Genomic DNA, 18,818 nt, shown 5'->3' with positions numbered 1-18,818 from the left:
TATTGTAATACGCTGATTTTATTGCTGGGACAGGATAGTGTTAGCTTGAAAACATAGTACAGCGTTCAATGTTAGTTTTATTTCAGGTAGATCGAGATATGCTCTACCTGGTAACTAGGGTGCATCTGGAAAAAGGAATTGAGAAAATACTTAGCTTCACATTGTTATAGAGAACAGTCTGTCAGGGCGAGAATAATGTCCGGGCAGAAGTATCTTGTTTAACACCGCATAAACACATAGAAAAATAACGCAACGATTTTAACACGGGTTAACTAAAAAGTAAAGCCTAAGTTAAAATTTTTTTTCCTTAAATTTTGGTACTTAAATCGTTAAATTAAGAAATTTTTCCCAACCAAGTAAGTAGCAGCAAATTTTATTAACTCAACACTTCAGGAATAGGGTATGAATCAGAAACCGATGAATCAAGACCAGAAAATCACAGCGAATATTGGCTTAGGAGATACCTACCAAGAACCAAGGTGGTTGGTAGAGGAACGAGATGCTTGTGGTGTAGGTTTTATTGCTCATCGCCACAATCATGCCAGCCACGAAGTTGTGGCAAAAGCCTTAAATGCTTTGACCTGCTTAGAACACCGGGGAGGTTGTAGCGCAGACCAAGACTCTGGTGATGGTGCAGGAATATTGACAGCGATTCCTTGGGAGCTGTTCCAGCAAGATTATGGCCAAAAGATGAGGGAATTGCCATCCATCAGCAATATGGCTGTGGGGATGATATTTTTACCGCCAGACCAAGAGGCAGCACAAAAAGCTAGGACAACAGTTGAGCAAGTAGCGGCTGAGGAAAAACTGACTGTACTGGGATGGCGAGTCGTGCCAGTACAATCTGATTTACTGGGGGTACAAGCCAGAGAAAATCAACCCCAGATTGAACAAGTTTTACTAGCTTCCATTTACAAAAGTGGTGATGAATTAGAGCGGCAATTGTACATTACCCGCCGCCGAATTAGTAAGGCTGCAACCAGTATTTCAGAAGAATTTTATGTCTGCTCTTTATCAAGCCGCACAATTGTTTACAAAGGCATGGTGCGTTCCGCTGTGTTGGGAGAATTTTATAAGGATTTAACAAATCCAGCTTACAAGAGCGCCTTTGCTGTTTATCACCGCCGCTTTAGTACCAACACAATGCCCAAGTGGCCCTTGGCTCAACCGATGCGGCTTTTGGGTCACAACGGCGAAATTAATACCCTATTGGGTAATATCAACTGGATGATGGCACGAGAAGCCAGCTTGAATCATTCAGTATGGGGCGTACAGCCCTCCGCGCATGAAAACGGCGAAGCCTCTTTGCAGGAGACTCGCATCAATGAACTTAAGCCATTAGTCCATATTGACAACAGCGACTCAGCCACTCTAGATAATGTACTGGAATTACTGGTGCGTTCCGGTCGCAGCCCCTTGGAAAGCTTAATGATTATGGTTCCAGAGGCTTACCAAAATCAGCCTTCTTTGCAGAACTATCCAGAAATTGTCGATTTTTACGAATATTACAGTGGTCTGCAAGAAGCGTGGGATGGCCCAGCACTTTTGGTATTCAGCGATGGGCAAAAAGTTGGTGCAACACTAGATCGCAATGGCTTAAGACCAGCTCGCTACGTGATCACCAAGGATGACTACATCGTCGTCGCTTCTGAAGCAGGTGTAGTGGACTTCCCAGAAGCCAGCATTCTTGAGAAAGGCAGACTAGGACCAGGGCAAATGATTGCTGTGGATTTAGTAAACCATGAAGTGCTGAAAAATTGGGATATTAAGCAGCGCATCGCCAAGCAGCAACCGTACGGAGAATGGTTGCGACAGCATCGCCAAGAATTAAAGTCATTAGTCATTAGTCATTCTTCATTAGTAAATGGAAATGGAAATGGCAAAGGACAAATGACTAATGATATGGAGCCGACAACTGATAGACAAACCTTACTTCAGCGTCAAACAGCCTTTGGCTACACCTCAGAAGATGTAGAAATGGTGATTCAACCAATGGCGATCGCCGGTTCCGAGCCGACTTTTTGCATGGGTGATGATATTCCTTTAGCAGTGCTGTCAACAAAACCCCATCTGCTTTATGACTATTTCAAACAGCGCTTTGCTCAGGTGACGAACCCAGCAATTGATCCCCTACGGGAAAAGCTAGTGATGTCCTTGAAAGTCGAACTGGGTGAGCGGGGTAACTTATTAGAAGCAAAGCCAGAATATGCTCGGAGACTGAAGCTAGAATCGCCACTATTGACAGAAGCAGAGTTAGAGACAATTAAGCTATCGGGATTTGCCACGGCTGAGTTGTCAACCCTATTTGCAATTGCCAACGGCCCAGAAGGATTGAAAGCAGCAGTGCAGTCTTTACAAGCACAAGCCGCTGAATCAGTCCGAGCAGGTGCGAAAATTTTAATTCTTAGCGATCGCCCTGTACTTGATACTGAATACACCTACATTCCTCCTTTATTGGCAGTGGGTGCTGTACATCATCACCTCATTCGCGAGGGATTGCGAATGAAAACATCCCTAATTGTTAATACAGCCCAGTGCTGGAGTACCCATCACTTTGCTTGTCTCATTGGCTATGGTGCAGGCGCAGTTTGCCCGTACATGGCTTTGGATACGGTGCGCGATTGGTGGTTTGATCCCAAAACTAAAAAGTTAATGGGTTTGAAGAAAATTCCAGCCCTCACACTAGAGCAAGCTTTAGGAAACTATCGCAAAGCGGTAGAGTCAGGTTTGCTCAAAATTCTCTCCAAGATGGGAATTTCCTTGCTGTCCAGTTATCAAGCAGCGCAAATCTTTGAAGCCATTGGCATCGGTAGGGATTTAATAGAACTAGGATTCCGTGGTACAACTTCCCGTATTGGTGGTTTGAGTATCAAGGAACTCGCTGATGAAGTGCTTTCCTTCCACGTCAAGGCTTTCCCGGTAACGACCAAGAAGCTAGAAAATCTGGGCTTTGTGCAGTACCGTCCCGGTGGTGAGTACCACATGAATAGCCCAGAAATGGTAAAGGCGCTGCATAAGGCTTTGGATAGCAAGGAGTACGACCACTACGAAGTTTATAAAAAGCATCTTCAAGGCAGGCCAGTAACAGCCTTGCGTGACTTGCTAGATTTCCAAAGCGCTCCCTCGCCGATTCCCATAGAAGAAGTTGAGTCAGTCAGTGAAATTGTCAAACGCTTCTGCACTGGGGGTATGTCTTTAGGCGCTTTATCACGAGAAGCGCATGAAACTTTGGCGATCGCCATGAACCGTATTGGCGGTAAATCTAACTCTGGGGAAGGCGGTGAAGACCCAGTGCGCTACACAGTCTTAGATGATGTAGATGAGTTTGGTCACTCGCCAACCCTACCGCATTTAAAAGGATTGCAGAATGGTGATACTGCTTCTAGTGCGATTAAGCAAGTTGCATCAGGACGCTTTGGTGTCACCCCAGCGTACCTCAGCAGCGCCAAACAAATAGAAATCAAAATTGCCCAAGGTGCAAAGCCTGGGGAAGGTGGACAGCTACCAGGGCCCAAAGTTAGTCCTTATATTGCGATGTTAAGGCGCTCCAAGCCTGGGGTAACGCTGATTTCGCCGCCACCACACCACGATATTTATTCCATTGAAGACCTGGCACAGCTGATTTTTGACCTGCACCAAATTAACCCGAAAGCGCAGGTGTCGGTAAAGCTAGTTGCAGAAATCGGCATTGGTACAATTGCCGCAGGTGTAGCAAAAGCCAACGCTGATATCATCCAAATTTCCGGTCACGATGGTGGTACAGGAGCATCACCGTTGAGTTCCATTAAACACGCTGGTTCGCCTTGGGAACTTGGTTTAAGCGAAGTGCATCGTGTTTTGATGCAAAATAGTCTACGCGATCGCGTGATTTTGCGCGTAGATGGCGGATTTAAAAGTGGTTGGGATGTGGTAATAGGTGCATTGATGGGCGGTGAAGAATTCGGTTTTGGTTCCATCGCCATGATTGCCGAAGGTTGTATCATGGCACGAATCTGCCACACAAATAACTGCCCTGTGGGTGTAGCCTCCCAGAAAGAAGAACTCCGCAAGCGATTTACGGGAATGCCAGAAAACGTCGTTAACTTTTTCTACTTCATTGCCCAAGAAGTGCGTAGTCTTTTAGCCAGACTCGGCTACCGTTCTTTATCGGAAATTATTGGACGTGCAGATTTGTTGAAAGTCCGTCAAGAGGCAACACTCACTAAGACGCAAGCACTGAACCTCGACTGCTTACTTCAGCTACCAGATACCAGAGAAAATCGCAGTTGGTTGGTACATGAGGAAGTCCACAGCAACGGCGTAGTTTTAGATGACCAATTGCTTGCTGATCCCGAAATTAAAGCTGCTATTCGCGAGCAGTCAACTGTCACTAAAACCTTCCCAATAGTCAACACCGACAGAACAGTAGGCGCAAGATTAGCAGGGGCGATCGCTACTCAGTACGGCGACAGCGGCTTTGAAGGACAAATTAACCTCAACTTTCAAGGCAGTGTTGGACAAAGCTTTGGAGCCTTCAACCTCCCCGGTATAGTTCTAACGCTGGAAGGAGAGGCAAACGACTACGTAGGTAAGGGTATCCATGGTGGCGAAATCATCATCAAACCCCCATCTGATGCTACCTATGACCCTTCACAAAACGTGATTGTGGGCAATACCTGCCTCTACGGTGCTACGGGTGGTGTCTTGTTTGCCAACGGCTTAGCAGGAGAGCGCTTTGCTGTGCGTAACTCTAAAGGCACAGCAGTTATTGAAGGCGCTGGGGATCACTGCTGTGAGTACATGACTGGTGGTGTGATTGTTGTCCTTGGCAAGGTTGGACGTAACGTAGCTGCTGGGATGACTGGTGGACTAGCGTACTTCTTAGATGAAGACGGCTCATTTCCTGAGTTAGTCAACCGAGAAATTGTTAAAATACAGCGAGTGATTACAGAAGCAGGCATCAAGCAACTGCAAGAGTTAATTAAAACTCATGCAGAACGCACTGGTTCACCAAAGGCAAAGAAGATTCTGCAAAACTGGCAAGAATACTTGCCGAAGTTCTGGCAGTTAGTTCCGCCTTCTGAAACTGATAGTCCAGAAGCAAATCCCAACGCTGAACCTGAAAAAACAACTGAGTGGAGTTTAGCTGTCAGTCATTAGTGATTATCGTTGCAATACGACTTCCCTTTGATTGGGTAGAGGTGATGGTTGATGAAATCAAAAAGCCTCTACCTACACTACTTCCGTATCAGAATTCAATTTTATGCAATTGATTGATGCAGCTTTTTTAGGTAAATACCAGAAGGCTGAAAATATTGCCGAAATGGCAACATTACTCATCTGAGTTTAGTTATTCTCAGTGTTAGGTCTATCTATTGTGAATTTTGAATTGATCCTTATCTATTAAATACGTAAACTTTTGTATAAAAAATTACTGGTATCAAATGACCTAAATCTCAGATTTTCACAATCATTTGCTAAACTTTACATAGGAAAGCTTTATTTGGTATCTCCAAACATTTGGTACAACCAAATATATGTTAGAGAATAGACGGTGTAAAGATATGAACAAGAGGCAGTAAAACGACGCCAAGTGGCATTAGAGCCTCTTAAAGTAGTAAATTTAACCGCACATTTCCCATAAAAATGGAATATGTAGCTTTTCTATAGTTGACTAGTACCAAATTTAAGCTACTCTTAAAACGGATAGCTGCCAGTAATAATCTATCCTGACAGGATTATATGAAGAGAAAATTAAGTTTAGTTATTCTGTCTGAGATTTTGACTTTACAAATTGAATAGTTTGATACGGCAGGCAAACTCGTTATCAACTACCCTAAGCAAGGTAGTCTATTAACGATTTCATCGATTTTTGGTAATTGTAATGAATAGTTTACAATACCAGTGGATGAGAAAATCTAAAGAAAATATAAAAGAGACTCAAATGACTGTGGTGTCTGGAGGGCAAAAGTGTTTCTGAGACTAGCACATCAACACCGACAATTCGTCCAAGACTTGGTAATGAACCTACAAGCCTTGGCAGTTGTACTAGAACGGCGTGGATATCCTGCGTCCTGTTATACCTGTGGTGACCAGATGAATAGTGCATCATTTATGGTTAGCTTGGGTGATAACCATCTAATTCGGTTTTTAGTGTCCGATTACGGAATTACTTGGACAGAAATGCGGGATGACCGCGAACTAATGAAGTTAGAGGGTGCAGAGGCAATTAACCAGTTACAAGAACTAGCTAATCTTGTTAAGCAATCCATGCAAACTGGAACAGGTTCTAAAACTCTTGCCAAGAAGTATTAAGGTTCCAAAGGTCGATGGCAAATTGGGAATTAATCATCGGTAATGGAGAATACGTGGTTTGGCTGACGATCGATCGCCTATTACCGATTCTCTATTACTGTTAAGTGATTGGCTCATCGCTAGCTTGTCATATCTTTTCTTAAATCTGCCAAAACCTCACGAAAGGATTATGAGCTTTTAGATCAAAGTTAAATTAAAACGCATTGCTAAATGATATGAATGGTGCCCAATAATACAGACAAGCAGGGTTATATCTGCTGGTCATCAAAGCAAGGTGTAATTTTTTAAGGGCTTCTGCCTTCGTAAACTTGCCCGTTTGCTCTGTGGCACGGAAGGTTTCATCAAGGGGAACAATTCGTCAGAAAGTACTAATTGCTACTTTGATTGCAGTGTTTTAGATGAATATGACGCGATCGCTATTTACCAAACAAAATCATAAAATCTTCTAACTTACCATCCACATACCAGCCAGAAGCTCACGAAAGGCGTTCTCTGGCAAAGCTTGCGATCGCTCAATACCTAAAGTCCATTACCAATTAAAATGAATGGTGCCCAATAGTATGGGTGACTGAAGTCGCTAACTGCTCCTGGAGCTTTACTGTGGCTTTCCTTCCAGTCTCCAGTAATTAAAGAGATTTGAGCTTGTCGTAAAGCTTCGGCTTTTGTCAACTTACCTGATAGTAGCTTAGCATAAAAAGCACTCATTAATACCTGCGTACCACCATCGTCCACAGCCCACAAGGAAGCAATTGCTGCTCTAGCACCGGTTTTTTGTATCTGATAGCCAAAACCCAAAATTTCCTCCCCAGTGCCTAAAGAGCCTCCCAAGCCAGTTTCGCAGGCACTTAAAACTACCAAATCCACATTAGGAAGCGACCAAGTTGCGACATCTCGAAGGTTAACGCGATCGCCATTCCCAAATAAAATAAACGAATCTTCTGGTTTACCCATTACAAAAGCTGCATGAGTTGCTAAATGGACAATTGTATAATCATCCATTTGCGGTACAGTGGCTTTGGGGCTAAAAGCATCGTCTAAAAGTTTCTTTGTTTCAGGAACTACCTCTGCTAAGCTCTCCACTTCTCGCCCTGCAAACGGCAATCCAGCAAAAGCAAACTGCCGATTACCAATTTGGATTTGATAATTACCTTTAGTAAAAGCACCTGCTAAAATCCGCAAATTAGATTGTTTTTGGGTGTTCAAGTTACTCAGGCTGGCAGATGTAATGTGATTAACACTGAAGCGCTGGATTAACCATTTGCCATCAAATAAAGCAGCGATAGGAATGTAACGTAACTGGTTATCTGGAGCGTAAATTAGAGTTTGTGTACCTGAAAGCTTCAGGTCGTTTTCTATCGGCTTAATTAGCCAGTTATATAATTGGCGTGCAGGTATTTTGAGATTCCGACTGGGATTTTTTAAAGCTTGGCGAAAAGCAACAATTGTCTGACTGAGATCTTTGCTTGTGACAGCAACGGTGCGATGAATTGGTGGGGATTCAGGAGTTACCAGTACCAATTCCAAACTATCTTTTAAAATTAGTGGGTAAAGAAGTGCAGATTTTTGAGGCAATCGCGCTAAATTATCTCGAACTTGATTGAGACTCTCCAAATCTAAATTTTGCTGCCTTGCTGTACGGCTAATTTGCTCTACCTGTGCAGTGACTGCGGGACTAGTAATAAATTTATTAAATGCGTCTAATTGTTGCTGCTGAGTCAATACTAATTGCTCAATGCGTTGTTCTTGTTGAGGCGATCGCTTTTGAGGGGAAATTTTACGCAGCTTTGTCAGTTCTTTACCTAGTACAATAGCCTGATTTAGGATTTGCTCCAACTTTTGTTTAATTGGTTTTTCTCTGCCTACAATCTCAATACCTTTAGCAGTACGTTGATTACCTGGCACATTCTGGAGATATTCCTCTAGTTCTTCAACTTTGAGTAAATCCATTGTCCTTTGCGCTTCAGCAACACGTTCCTGTTTGAGCAATCGTTCAGCCAAAATGCGATATGTCTGGGCAACAGTTATGCTGTATGCATCTGGTTGTGGTACAGAAAGCGCTGATGGATTCAAGCGAGCTTTCTCACGATTAATCAAGCAATGCTTGTAGAAAAAAATTGCTAACTCTGGTTTGTTTTGGATATCAAATAAATAACCTATATTACTGTAGGTTTTGCCAAGTCGCACAGGATCTCCGATTTCCTTATCAATAACTAAGGCTTGCTGATAAGACTGGAGTGCTTGAGAATACTGACCTTGATTTTGGTATACTCTGCCAATGTTATTGAATGTTACGGCTTCCCAAGAGCGTTCTCCAAGTTCCCTAGTTATACCTAATGCTTTCTGTAATCTCTGTAATGCTTCTGGAAAGTGCTTTTGCTGAGATTGCTCCATAGCCTCTTTGTTGAGCCTCTCGATCTCTAATTTGCTATTGTTATTAGGTAAAGCTTGAGCTTTTTCTCCGTGGTAGTACAGCAACTTTGCATTTGAGATTACATGGTTATTTTCTGGGTACGCCATCCCAAAACCTAGTAAACTAAATACAGTTAAAGTTATCAGATTAACGTAGCAAAGATTAGGCTGCATAACAAAACACTCCTTGCGTTCAGAATTGTAAATCTTAAATCAAGAAGTTCTGCAATGCAATTGATTTTTATGCTATTTAATATCCGTAAAACTTCTAGCTGCTCAGAAACTTAAAGATGTCAGAAGAAAAATCTAGTCAACCGCAACTACCGCCAATTAGTGCTATTGATAGTCCATCACTGAGGGCATACGAGAGTTGGTTTGAATATCCTATTAGAGTACAACCCCACCACACTGATTATGCAGGTATTGTCTGGCATGGTTCCTATATCGCTTGGATGGAAGAAGCGCGGATAGAATGCTTGCGCTCGATAGGTATTGAATTTGCTGATTTAGTAGCTTTAGGTTGTGATTTACCAGTTGTAGAACTGTCGGTACATTATCACCGTTCAATTCAATTAGGTATGGCGGTGGTGGTAAAAACACGCATGGCTGAAGTGACTGGTGTCCGTATCAATTGGGATTATGCGATCGCCTCAATGGATGGAGAACAATTGTACGTCACTGCTCAGGTAACTTTAGTGGCATTAGATCGCGAAAGAGGCAAGATTATGCGTCAGTTACCTGCAACTTTTAAGAATGCATTGGCAAAGGTTTCTGCCTTACCTAAATAAAGGATGGAAGACGAAAGTTTTATCGTTGATAATTTCATCTTTCTTATTTGCTGCCTTTGATCTGTGACACAGTTTGAGCAAATTGAGTTATCTGATGCCAAATATCTTGGGGAGTAATGCCAAAACTAATATTTAATAAAACTAGGATCGCAGCAATAGTCAATGCAGTGCTCACAGTGGTTCTTAGCAATTTCCACAATATAGTAAAGACGATCCAAGCTACAATCAAGGTAATAATCATATATAAATTCCTTGAGAATTGCTCTGTTTTAAAAACCCATTTATCAAGAGGAAATTTTTGTCTTGATAACAATTACTGGTGTCAAATAAATTTGACAAAATTAATAATAGCTACTCAATTTAGGATTTTTTATTTAAAAGTATCACAATAAATATACCCGAAAATGTGAGAATAATTCGGCTCTCAAGCAAGTTGTTTTGTAAATTTTTGAATAATTTTTCTGGAGTCGTAGATTTGAAAACCATTCTTAGCCTTCAGCTTAATACTGAAGGCTGAAGGATTTTATCGCAGAGAGATTATCCGCGATTGAGTTTGTAGCTTTTCAGTTGCTGTTAAAACTTCTTGTCTTGCCCATTTATCTGCTGCCAGAATGTCATCTAAAGAAGGATTTGCACAGTTATCATTTTGATGGCGATCGCACACCAATTCGATACACCGGGGAATATCTAAAAACCGAATTTTTTCTTCTAAAAATAACGCCACAGCTTGTTCATTTGCGGCATTTAATACAGCCGGCATTGAACCACCAGCCCTACCCACAGCATAAGCCAACTGCATACAAGGATACTTTTGGTGATCTGGTTCACGAAAGGTTAAATTTCCCGCTTTTACTAAATCCAGTCGTTCCCAATTGGTATAAATGCGATCAGGCCAAGATAAAGCATACAGCAGAGGTAAACGCATATCTGGCCAGCCGAGTTGGGCCAAAACTGAAGTATCTTGCAGTTCAATGAGCGAGTGAATAATGCTCTGGGGATGAATGACAATATCGATATTGTCATAATCCAACCCAAACAGGAAGTGAGCTTCAATCACTTCTAACCCTTTATTCATCAAAGTGGCAGAGTCAACCGTGATTTTACGTCCCATCGACCAATTAGGATGTTTGAGGGCGTCAGCAACTGTCACTTCTGCCAACTTTTCTACATCCCAATCTCGGAAAGCCCCACCAGATGCGGTTAGCAAAATCCGCCGCAAACCATTTTTGGGCACACCTTGAAGGCACTGAAATATGGCGGAATGCTCGGAATCGGCTGGTAATAATTTGACGCCGTGTTTCTCTATTAAAGGTAGAACCACAGGGCCGCCAGCGATCAAGGTTTCTTTATTCGCTAAGGCGATATCTTTACCAGCTTCAATAGCGGCGATGGTGGGTAGCAACCCAGCACAACCAACAATACCCGTAACAACCGTTTGGGAATCGCCGTAGCGGGCAACTTCTATCACTCCAGCTTCGCCACCCAGTAAAATTGGTTGGGGATCAAGGTCTTTAATAGCTTCTTGGAGTGCTGGCAATTTCTCTTCTGAGCAAATTGCAGCAATTTTTGGTCGAAACTGCCGAATCTGAGCAGCCAACATTTCCACATTGTGCCCAGCTGCTAATCCCACAATCCGAAACTGATCTGGGTACTGAGTGACAATATCTAAAGTCTGAGTACCGATAGAACCAGTGGAACCAACAAGAGTAATCGCTTTCACAATTGCTTCAGGATTTACAGACAACTCTCACTATAAATTGCTTGGGACTCCTTAATAACAGCGATCGCCATAATCAATGTATCCCAAAGGCAAGCCAACTGTTGTTTACCAAGAAGTATAGCCGCTAGCCACAAAGTTCTAAAGTTGCTCAATTTTCATCGGAATAGACAAAATATGTGTTGATAAATACTATATATATAAATATAAATGCTGAAGATTTTGGCCAAAATGACTAAATAGGAAATACTTTCAACTAAGTGCTAATTTGTTTAGTGGTAGAGGATTAAATGTGCAAAATGTTACTCATAAATCGCTGTGTTACAGCCATAGGTAAGAGGATGCATAAAGGAGTTTGTTGAAACGCTCAAGCCGATGGTTAAAGTTCTGATAGTTATAAAAAAACTTTTATGGAAAAATGATTTCCTCTTTCCCGCAATAATGTGGCTTGTCAGCCGAATATTTATCTTGACTGCCATGTTGGTGGTTGCGCCAAAGCTGCCATTACCAGCAGAAGGAATTGTGCCCCATTTTGGCTGGGAAGTATTTGACGCTTGGGATAGTATGCATTATCGGGCGATCGCTACTTCCGGCTACGAATTCGTCAATGACGGGAAACAACATAATCTAGCCTTTTTCCCCCTATTTCCCCTAAGCATCTGGGTCTTAATGAAGTTGGGCTTGCCGTTTGAAATGGCAGGTACGCTGGTGAACAATCTGGCATTTTTCGCAGCGCTTTACTGTTTATACTTTTGGGTCAAAGAGCATTATGGGATCAGCGCAGCGCAGTGGGCTACTGTAGTTTTGTCGTGGTGTCCATCGTCCATGTTTACAGGAGTGATTTACACCGAGGGGCTGTATTTGTTTTTGAGTACAGCTGCTTTGCAGTCCTTTGATCAAAAGCAGCATGGTTGGACTGCCTTTTGGGGTGCAATGGCCACAGCAACACGGCCCACAGGAATGGCACTAATTCCGGCGTTGGCGATCGCTGCTTGGCAAGAACGCAGACCACCCATTGCCTACGTTGCTAGTTCAGCTACTGCTATTGGGCTACTTTTATTCAGTCTGTACTGTGCGATTTCTTTTGGTGATCCCTTAGCGTTTATCAAAGCACAGCGTGGATGGCGACCCTCCCTAGGGTTTGATTGGCAGGGTTGGTTAAACATGCTCATGCAAATTCCATTTGGCGCCAACAATTGGCAATTTGGGTGGATAAAAAACCCATCTGGCGGGATTAAAGACCCCTGGTATCCTTTGTGCTTTGGGCTGATTGTTACCAGTAGTTATCTTTTATGGCGTTACCGTAGACATTTGAGTTCTGTGAAGGTCATCTATGGCTTTTACGCGTTCGTCTTATTTTTGTTGATACTGGCAAACGAACAGTTAATCAATAACTTGCTTAACGTGTTTATGGTCTTGGGCGGAGGCTATATGTTATGGCGATTACGCACGCAACTAACCCCAGTTACTGTTCTCTATGGCTTTTGCGGTATTGGTTTGCTGCTAGCCTCTGGAGGTACTATCTCCTTAAGTCGTCTCGCTTATGGTATTGTGCCTCTGAATATAGCCATAGGTGTGCTGCTATCTCGCCATCCGCGTCATGGATATTTAATGTTGGGCTTGTTTGTGACATTACTTGCCAAGATTGCTATAGGATTTGCCCAAGAACGTTGGGTGGGATGAACAGAATTGGGTACTGGGGACTGGGGAATGGGGAATGGGAAAAAAACTGATTCAGCTTGGTTCTGCTAGTTGGATGATTGGCGTAAGTGCCTTAATTTTATTCGCGTCCAGCGGCTTAAGACACGAGCTGTTTAATTCAGGCGCTTGGGACTTAGGCATTTTTGACCAAGCAGTGTACTTAATTAGTCAGGGACAACCGCCCATTTCTTCTTTCTTGGGTTTTCATATTCTTGGCGATCATGCTGCTTGGATATTGTATCCCTTGGCTTTACTCTACAAAATTTATCCTAGTGTTTACTGGTTGTTTGCAGTGCAATCAGTCAGCTTGGCGTTAGGTGCTCTGCCTACATGGTATCTAGCCCGTCAAGCTGGGTTGAAAGAAAGCCAAGCAGTAGCAATGGTGGCGGTTTATTTGCTGTATCCAGTAGTGTATAACGCCAATCTGTTTGATTTTCACCCAGATGCGATCGCCATCCCAGCACTTTTGGCGGCGGTTCTAGCAGCACGGCTAAATCAGGTAGGATGGTTTTGCTTAAGTATTTTCATAGTGTTGGGTTGTAAAGCGGTATTATCTCTAACAGTTGCCGCGATGGGAATTTGGTTACTTGTCTTTGAAAAACGGCGACTATATGGTGCGATCGCTTTAATTACTGGTATCGCCTGGTTTTTAATTGCTAACAAAGGGATCATCCCATTTTTTGGGAGTGAGGCAGCATTACTTGAACGTCATTTTTATCGATATAGCTATCTCGGAAACTCATTTCCCGAAATGGTTAAAATTTTGCTGTCACAACCAGAACTAATTTTAAGAAAAGTCTTTTCATTAACCAACTTGGAATATTTAGTTTTGTTGTTAGCACCTGTAATTTGGGGGCTTTCACTTCAAGGTTTGACACCTTTGGTTGGTGCTATTCCTTGTTTGGTACTCAACATGCTCGCCAATCACCCATCACAAAAAAACCTGATCTTTCATTACTCGCTACCAGTTATACCATTCCTGATGGTAGCTGTAATTGACAATTTAGCAGTAGGTAAGACATGGCTACGAACCCAAAAAGCAATTATTTTGTGGTCATTAGTGGGATTTTTGGCTTTAGCTAAATTCGGTTTTTTTGCCTCACAGCATCTTAAATATCTGGATAATTGGCAAGCTACACGAGAAGCGATCGCTCTAGTTTCTTCATCAGGAAATGTACTTACCACAGAACACATTGCTCCGCATTTAAGCCATCGAAAATTAATTAAGTGTAAATTTGCTAATTTTCCATCAGCTTATGAGTTAAATACGTTTGATTATATATTTCTAAATGTTCGCCATCCTGGTTGGTCAGATACTTCTGAATCTGCTATGGGCTTAGTAAATAAACTAAAAAATCAATCAATATTTAAGTTAAAATATCAGCGCGATGATGTATTTCTATTTGTGAAAAATTAATCAAATTATCTAAAATTACTCACAGAATGAAAAAAAGCCTTAAGCTTGATACTGTTGGTTGGATGATTGGCATAAGTGCGTTAGTTTTGTTCGCTTCTAGTAGCTTACGGCACGAACTATTTCAATCAACTGCTTGGGACTTAGGAATTTTTGACCAAGCAGTTTATTTAATAAGTCAAGGAAAAGCGCCTATTTCTTCTTTTTTAGGCTTTCACATTCTTGGTGATCATGCTGCTTGGATTTTCTATCCTTTAGCTTTACTGTACAAAATTTACCCTAGTGTTTACTGGTTGTTTGCTTTACAGGCGGCTGCTTTGGCGCTAGGTGCTTTACCGACATGGCATCTAGCCCGTCAAGCTGGATTGAAGGAAAGCCAAGCACTCGCTATTGCTGCTACATACTTGCTATATCCACTGATTTTTAACATTAATTTGTTTGATTTCCATCCAGAAGTGATGGTTTTACCTGCACTTTTGGGAGCAGTTTTAGCAGCTAGAGGAAAACACATTTGGTGGTTTTGTTTCAGCATTATCCTAGTGTTGGGATGTAAGGCTGTGTTGTCTCTTACAGTTGCTGCGATGGGTGTTTGGTTACTATTTTTTGAAAAGCGGCGAGTCTATGGTGCGATCGCTATTATTAGTGGTCTTGCTTGGTTTGCGATCGCTACTAAAGGGATCATTCCCTTTTTTGGTACAGAATCAGCCTCTGTAGAACGTCATCTTGGCAGATATGGCTATCTGGGAAACTCATTTTCAGAGATAATTCAAAATTTACTAGCTCAACCAGAAATTATCTTAGAAAAGCTTTTTTCATTTGATAATTTAGGATATTTAGTTTTGCTGCTAGCACCGATAATTTGGGGTATCTCACCTCAAGGAATGACGCCTTTAATTAGTACAATTCCTTGTTTAGCAATCAACCTTTTTGCCGACTACCAACCTCAAAAAGAATTGCTGCATCAATACTCTCTACCAATTTTGCCATTTTTATTATTATCTGTAATTTCCAGTCTGGCAGCAGGTAGGGGATTGTTACAACAGAAACGAGCAATTATTTTGTGGTCTTTAGTGGCATTTGTGAGTCTAGCAAAGTTTACCTACTTCGGTGAAAGATATCTAAAATCTCTCGATACTTGGCAAGCTACACGAGAAGCGATCGCCCAAGTTCAACCTTTAGGAAATGTTCTCACCACAGATGAAATTGCTCCGCATTTAAGCCATCGAACATTGATTAAGTTAATTCAATCAAATTCTCCAATAGTTAATTTAAAAATATTCAATTATATATTGCTTAATATTCGTCACCATGGTCTATCAAGTAATCAGGAATTTGATATATATTTACTAAATCAGCTAAAAAATCAGTCAGATTTTAAGCTGCAATATCAACGCGATGATGTGTATTTATTTGTAAAAGACTAATTATTTTAGATCGGATATTTATTATTACTATTTATAACTGCAATAAATGAAAGCTCAAAAAAATCTTATTACATTACTTTTACCTTTAATAGTATGTAGTGCATTTATACTTTGTGCAGCTATAGGGATGCTAATTTATCCTGATACTTTCAATAAGTTTTTTTCGTCATCTCAATTAGTTCGAGAAATTCCCCCACAACTACCCCATAAAAGTTATTACTGGGATATACAAGCTTATGCTGAGATGGCTATAAATCCAAGTTGTCAGGCATTTTATGCTCTTTGGCCCTTTATTATTCGTAATATATTTCATCCACAAAATATAGAGCAGGCTGCACACTATTTTTTACTTGTTGCTACTACATTATTCTTTATTTCTACTTTTTTGTTTTTTTGGGTTTTAAAAATAGGCTTACAACGCTTATATTTAACTTTCTGGTTAGTTTTAGCTTATACTCTGAACCCTATGGCAATATTCCGGGTTATAGGTTATACAGAAAGCTTATTTGCCACACTTAGCACCTTTCTTATTTGGGTTTGCTTACCACAAGTAAAACTTAATGAAAAAATCAAACTTTGCTTGATATTCGCTATTACATTTTTCATGGGTTTAACTAGACCAGTATTGATCCAAATATTTTTTTCGACCACAGCGGCAATTCTCACAATGTTTACATTGGAAATTTTACAGCTAAAAATCTATTCTTGGAAGAATGTATTAATTAGTATAAAAAAATATAGATATGAACTGAAAATGTCCATGACTATGTGGATGTCAGCATTATTAGGCTATTCTCTATATGGAAGTTTTTGTCTACAAACCAGAGGTGACTTTTTTGCTCCTTTCCATGACCAAAAAAACTGGGGAAAAGCTATAGGTTTACATTTAGAACTATTATTATTTCCTAAATCTTTGCTAATTGACCTTTTAGGTTTGTATTTACCAGTAATAATTTTATTTATCTCACTTATTTTGGTTTATTTTAAACTTATTAGATCCCAAAATATATCTCTTCCTAAATATAGGTTTTGGCTCAATATATTAATTTTATATCCACCTCTACTAATTTGTGTATATGCTTTTAATTTTGTAAGATTAAAAAAGAGAAGTTTTCAAGATAATTTACACCAATTATTGATATCAAAATATGCTATAACATTGGCTAGTAACTATATTTTTTGGTTTTCTATTTACTTTACTACCGCGCATTCAATTATCATATTTTTCACCCAAGATCGCTTGCATAGCTTGGGAAGATATATATTTGCAGTTCCCTTCTTTTTCCTAGCTTTAGGATATTTATATCGTTGTATTCCTGGGAAAACAAAGTACCATACTCTCTGGTGGATAATTTTTATTTCTGCTATTGCCCTAGTTCAACAATGGATTAATTATGGCCAGGATAAATGGCTTGGTTAAAACATATAAAATCTCATAAATAATTATATAGATAAGAGTAATGATGTTGAAACTTTAATTAATCTCTGGCAGAATCAAAGTAAAATCTTCAGCAGTACCAAGAGATTTACTACCTAGTAAATTTATTTTCTGCAAACTTGCATTATCTAGCAGTAAATAAGATTTATTTGACCACATTCGTTGTAAATTTGGCAAAGTTTGGGGAATTACTTTGCAATCACAATAAAAATCTAAACTAGGACGACTATAAGCAAAAGAGGTGTAAATTGTTGTTCCTGGTGAGACGTGTTTGCGAATTAATGTAGCAACTGGCTTGACTGCGAAGGCTTCATTTAATTCCCAAATCCAAGATTCTGAACTCATTAACAGTGCTAAAACTAAGTACATTCCAGTAAATAAAACTGGAATAAAATAGCGATCGCGCTGTTTAATCAGCCATGCTACAATGCCCATACTTATTGTCAAAACTATGCTCATAACGATTAAAACAGGCTGAGGGTTTGCAGTGACAAAGTAAACACCTCCTCCTAAACCAGCAATAGCTATAACAGCCAATAATACTGCACAAATTGGTGCTATGAAATGACGTTTTTGCCAAACTTCATTAAGTTCAGCGCCAATTGCCAAAGCTAAAAATGGATAAACAGGCATGATATACCACGGCAATTTGGTTCTCATTAAAGAGATGGCTCCTAAGTAAATAATTGTGCCGATAATAATTAGACAACCCCAAGTAGTTTGACGCTTTTTCCAAGCTAGATAAAAACCTCCCGGTAAAAATAACAGCCAGGGAAAACCATATTTAAGTAGCTCAATTAAATAGTACCAAGAAGGTGCGCTATGACCTTCAACAGGTTGCACGAGGCGAGCAAAAGTCTGGGCTTGAAGATTAACTTGTAAGAAACTAGCTCCATAATGTTGCCATTGGGCAGCATACCAAGCGATCGCCGGAGTATTTCCTAACAACATACCCACCCATAAATAGGGGCTTATCAACAAACTTGATTGTCGATTTAGTATGATAAATAAATAAATAATACCTCCTAATAGCAAAACTATCATTCCCTTAGTCAGAGTAATTAGCCCAAAACAAAATCCTATACCTAGAGCATATCGTTGGTTATGACGTACTTTTAAAAGACAAAACAACGACAGTAGGAAAAAAGTAATAGTCGTACCATCTAACATCGCCAGTCGTCCGTGACGCACCACGGGTAACATTGTCAGGTAAACTAAAGCAGCAAACAGAGCTGGTAAACTTTGGTTAAAAAGCAAGCGCCCTACCAAGTAAAGCAAAGGCACTCCCAAAGCAGTTAAAACTGCACCAGGTAAGCGTGTTGTCCATTCATTTACGCCTCCAATCGAGTAAGTCCAAGCAATTAGCAAGTGAATTAAGGGCGGCTTATTATGATAAGGTTCGCCTCCTAAAGTAGGGTAAAGCCAACGCATTGAACCAACTGGAGCACGCCAAATTTCACGAGCAACCTGTGCCACAGTACCTTCATCCCAGTCTCGTAAGGGGGAGTTTCCCAAGAATATTAGCCATAGAAACAGAGATCCCACGAGCAAGCTCAATAGCCATTCTTTTTGTCGGAATGGGCGCATATCTAAAATCTAGATAATCCTTTGATAATAAATTGATTCATTCCCA

At 40.7% G+C, this 18,818-nt stretch carries 12 protein-coding genes; 7 read left to right on the top strand and 5 right to left on the bottom strand.

Annotated elements, in window-relative coordinates:
- Positions 1–402: 402 nt before the first annotated feature.
- Together gltB and IQ246_RS01090 are read left to right on the top strand one after the other, a co-directional pair.
- Complete coding sequence (gltB, locus tag IQ246_RS01095; protein ID WP_193999313.1) at positions 403–5,139, top strand: glutamate synthase large subunit; 4,737 nt, start codon at positions 403–405, stop codon at positions 5,137–5,139.
- Between the two features lie 810 nt (positions 5,140–5,949).
- Complete coding sequence (locus IQ246_RS01090; RefSeq protein WP_193999311.1) at positions 5,950–6,294, top strand: DUF1815 family protein; 345 nt, start codon at positions 5,950–5,952, stop codon at positions 6,292–6,294.
- Positions 6,295–6,813: 519 nt separating this feature from the next.
- Here IQ246_RS01090 and IQ246_RS01085 read toward each other — a convergent pair.
- The gene (locus tag IQ246_RS01085; RefSeq protein ID WP_193999309.1) at positions 6,814–8,877 is read right to left on the bottom strand and encodes a CHAT domain-containing protein; all 2,064 of its coding nucleotides are present in this window, start codon (positions 8,875–8,877) and stop codon (positions 6,814–6,816) included.
- Between the two features lie 116 nt (positions 8,878–8,993).
- Between IQ246_RS01085 and IQ246_RS01080 the strand changes: the two genes are divergently transcribed.
- A complete protein-coding gene (locus IQ246_RS01080; protein WP_193999307.1) occupies positions 8,994–9,491 on the top strand; it encodes a thioesterase family protein in 498 nt (165 codons plus the stop codon).
- Between the two features lie 43 nt (positions 9,492–9,534).
- On the opposite strand, the gene IQ246_RS01075 is transcribed toward IQ246_RS01080, so the two are convergent.
- The 3 genes from IQ246_RS01075 to IQ246_RS01065 all read right to left on the bottom strand — a co-directional run bounded on the left by IQ246_RS01075 (position 9,535) and on the right by IQ246_RS01065 (position 11,363).
- Positions 9,535–9,732, bottom strand: a complete 198-nt coding sequence (locus tag IQ246_RS01075; RefSeq protein WP_193999305.1) for a hypothetical protein — start codon at positions 9,730–9,732, stop codon at positions 9,535–9,537.
- A gap of 282 nt (positions 9,733–10,014) precedes the next feature.
- On the bottom strand, positions 10,015–11,211 hold the full coding sequence (locus tag IQ246_RS01070; RefSeq protein ID WP_193999370.1) for a 1-deoxy-D-xylulose-5-phosphate reductoisomerase: 1,197 nt from the start codon (positions 11,209–11,211) through the stop codon (positions 10,015–10,017).
- A gap of 14 nt (positions 11,212–11,225) precedes the next feature.
- Positions 11,226–11,363: a hypothetical protein gene (locus tag IQ246_RS01065; RefSeq protein ID WP_193999303.1), complete on the bottom strand. Its 138-nt coding sequence runs from the start codon at positions 11,361–11,363 to the stop codon at positions 11,226–11,228.
- Positions 11,364–11,583: 220 nt separating this feature from the next.
- Here IQ246_RS01065 and IQ246_RS01060 point away from each other — a divergent pair, with 220 nt between their 5' ends.
- Genes IQ246_RS01060 through IQ246_RS01045 form a run of 4 tightly spaced genes read left to right on the top strand, consistent with a single transcriptional unit; the run spans position 11,584 to position 17,167 of the window.
- On the top strand, positions 11,584–12,891 hold the full coding sequence (locus IQ246_RS01060) for a mannosyltransferase family protein (protein ID WP_193999302.1): 1,308 nt from the start codon (positions 11,584–11,586) through the stop codon (positions 12,889–12,891).
- Between the two features lie 34 nt (positions 12,892–12,925).
- Positions 12,926–14,326, top strand: coding sequence for a DUF2079 domain-containing protein (locus IQ246_RS01055; protein ID WP_193999368.1), 1,401 nt, complete (start codon positions 12,926–12,928; stop codon positions 14,324–14,326).
- Positions 14,327–14,352: 26 nt separating this feature from the next.
- Positions 14,353–15,747: a DUF2079 domain-containing protein gene (locus IQ246_RS01050; protein ID WP_193999300.1), complete on the top strand. Its 1,395-nt coding sequence runs from the start codon at positions 14,353–14,355 to the stop codon at positions 15,745–15,747.
- Positions 15,748–15,793: 46 nt separating this feature from the next.
- Positions 15,794–17,167, top strand: a complete 1,374-nt coding sequence (locus IQ246_RS01045; protein WP_193999298.1) for a mannosyltransferase — start codon at positions 15,794–15,796, stop codon at positions 17,165–17,167.
- Between the two features lie 54 nt (positions 17,168–17,221).
- On the opposite strand, the gene IQ246_RS01040 is transcribed toward IQ246_RS01045, so the two are convergent.
- Positions 17,222–18,772 carry a glycosyltransferase family 39 protein gene (locus IQ246_RS01040; protein WP_193999297.1) on the bottom strand — a complete coding sequence of 517 codons (1,551 nt, stop codon included), beginning with the start codon at positions 18,770–18,772 and terminating at the stop codon, positions 17,222–17,224.
- Positions 18,773–18,818 lie beyond the last annotated feature (46 nt).

Origin of the sequence: aff. Roholtiella sp. LEGE 12411 (assembly GCF_015206995.1) — a bacterium.
In the GTDB taxonomy this organism is placed as follows: Bacteria; Cyanobacteriota; Cyanobacteriia; order Cyanobacteriales; family Nostocaceae; genus Komarekiella.
The sequence above is the reverse complement of the archived record's forward strand: the minus strand, read 5'-3'. Positions and strand labels throughout refer to the sequence as shown.

What these genes read in the sequence shown, in the direction of transcription:
- gltB (WP_193999313.1), top strand. Translation starts at nt 403, where the DNA reads ATGAATCAGAAACCGATGAATCAAGACCAGAAAATCACAGCGAATATT.
- IQ246_RS01085 (WP_193999309.1), bottom strand. Translation starts at nt 8,877, where the DNA reads ATGCAGCCTAATCTTTGCTACGTTAATCTGATAACTTTAACTGTATTT.
- IQ246_RS01080 (WP_193999307.1), top strand. Translation starts at nt 8,994, where the DNA reads ATGTCAGAAGAAAAATCTAGTCAACCGCAACTACCGCCAATTAGTGCT.
- IQ246_RS01075 (WP_193999305.1), bottom strand. Translation starts at nt 9,732, where the DNA reads ATGATTATTACCTTGATTGTAGCTTGGATCGTCTTTACTATATTGTGG.
- IQ246_RS01060 (WP_193999302.1), top strand. Translation starts at nt 11,584, where the DNA reads ATGGTTAAAGTTCTGATAGTTATAAAAAAACTTTTATGGAAAAATGAT.
- IQ246_RS01055 (WP_193999368.1), top strand. Translation starts at nt 12,926, where the DNA reads ATGGGAAAAAAACTGATTCAGCTTGGTTCTGCTAGTTGGATGATTGGC.
- IQ246_RS01050 (WP_193999300.1), top strand. Translation starts at nt 14,353, where the DNA reads ATGAAAAAAAGCCTTAAGCTTGATACTGTTGGTTGGATGATTGGCATA.
- IQ246_RS01045 (WP_193999298.1), top strand. Translation starts at nt 15,794, where the DNA reads ATGAAAGCTCAAAAAAATCTTATTACATTACTTTTACCTTTAATAGTA.
- IQ246_RS01040 (WP_193999297.1), bottom strand. Translation starts at nt 18,772, where the DNA reads ATGCGCCCATTCCGACAAAAAGAATGGCTATTGAGCTTGCTCGTGGGA.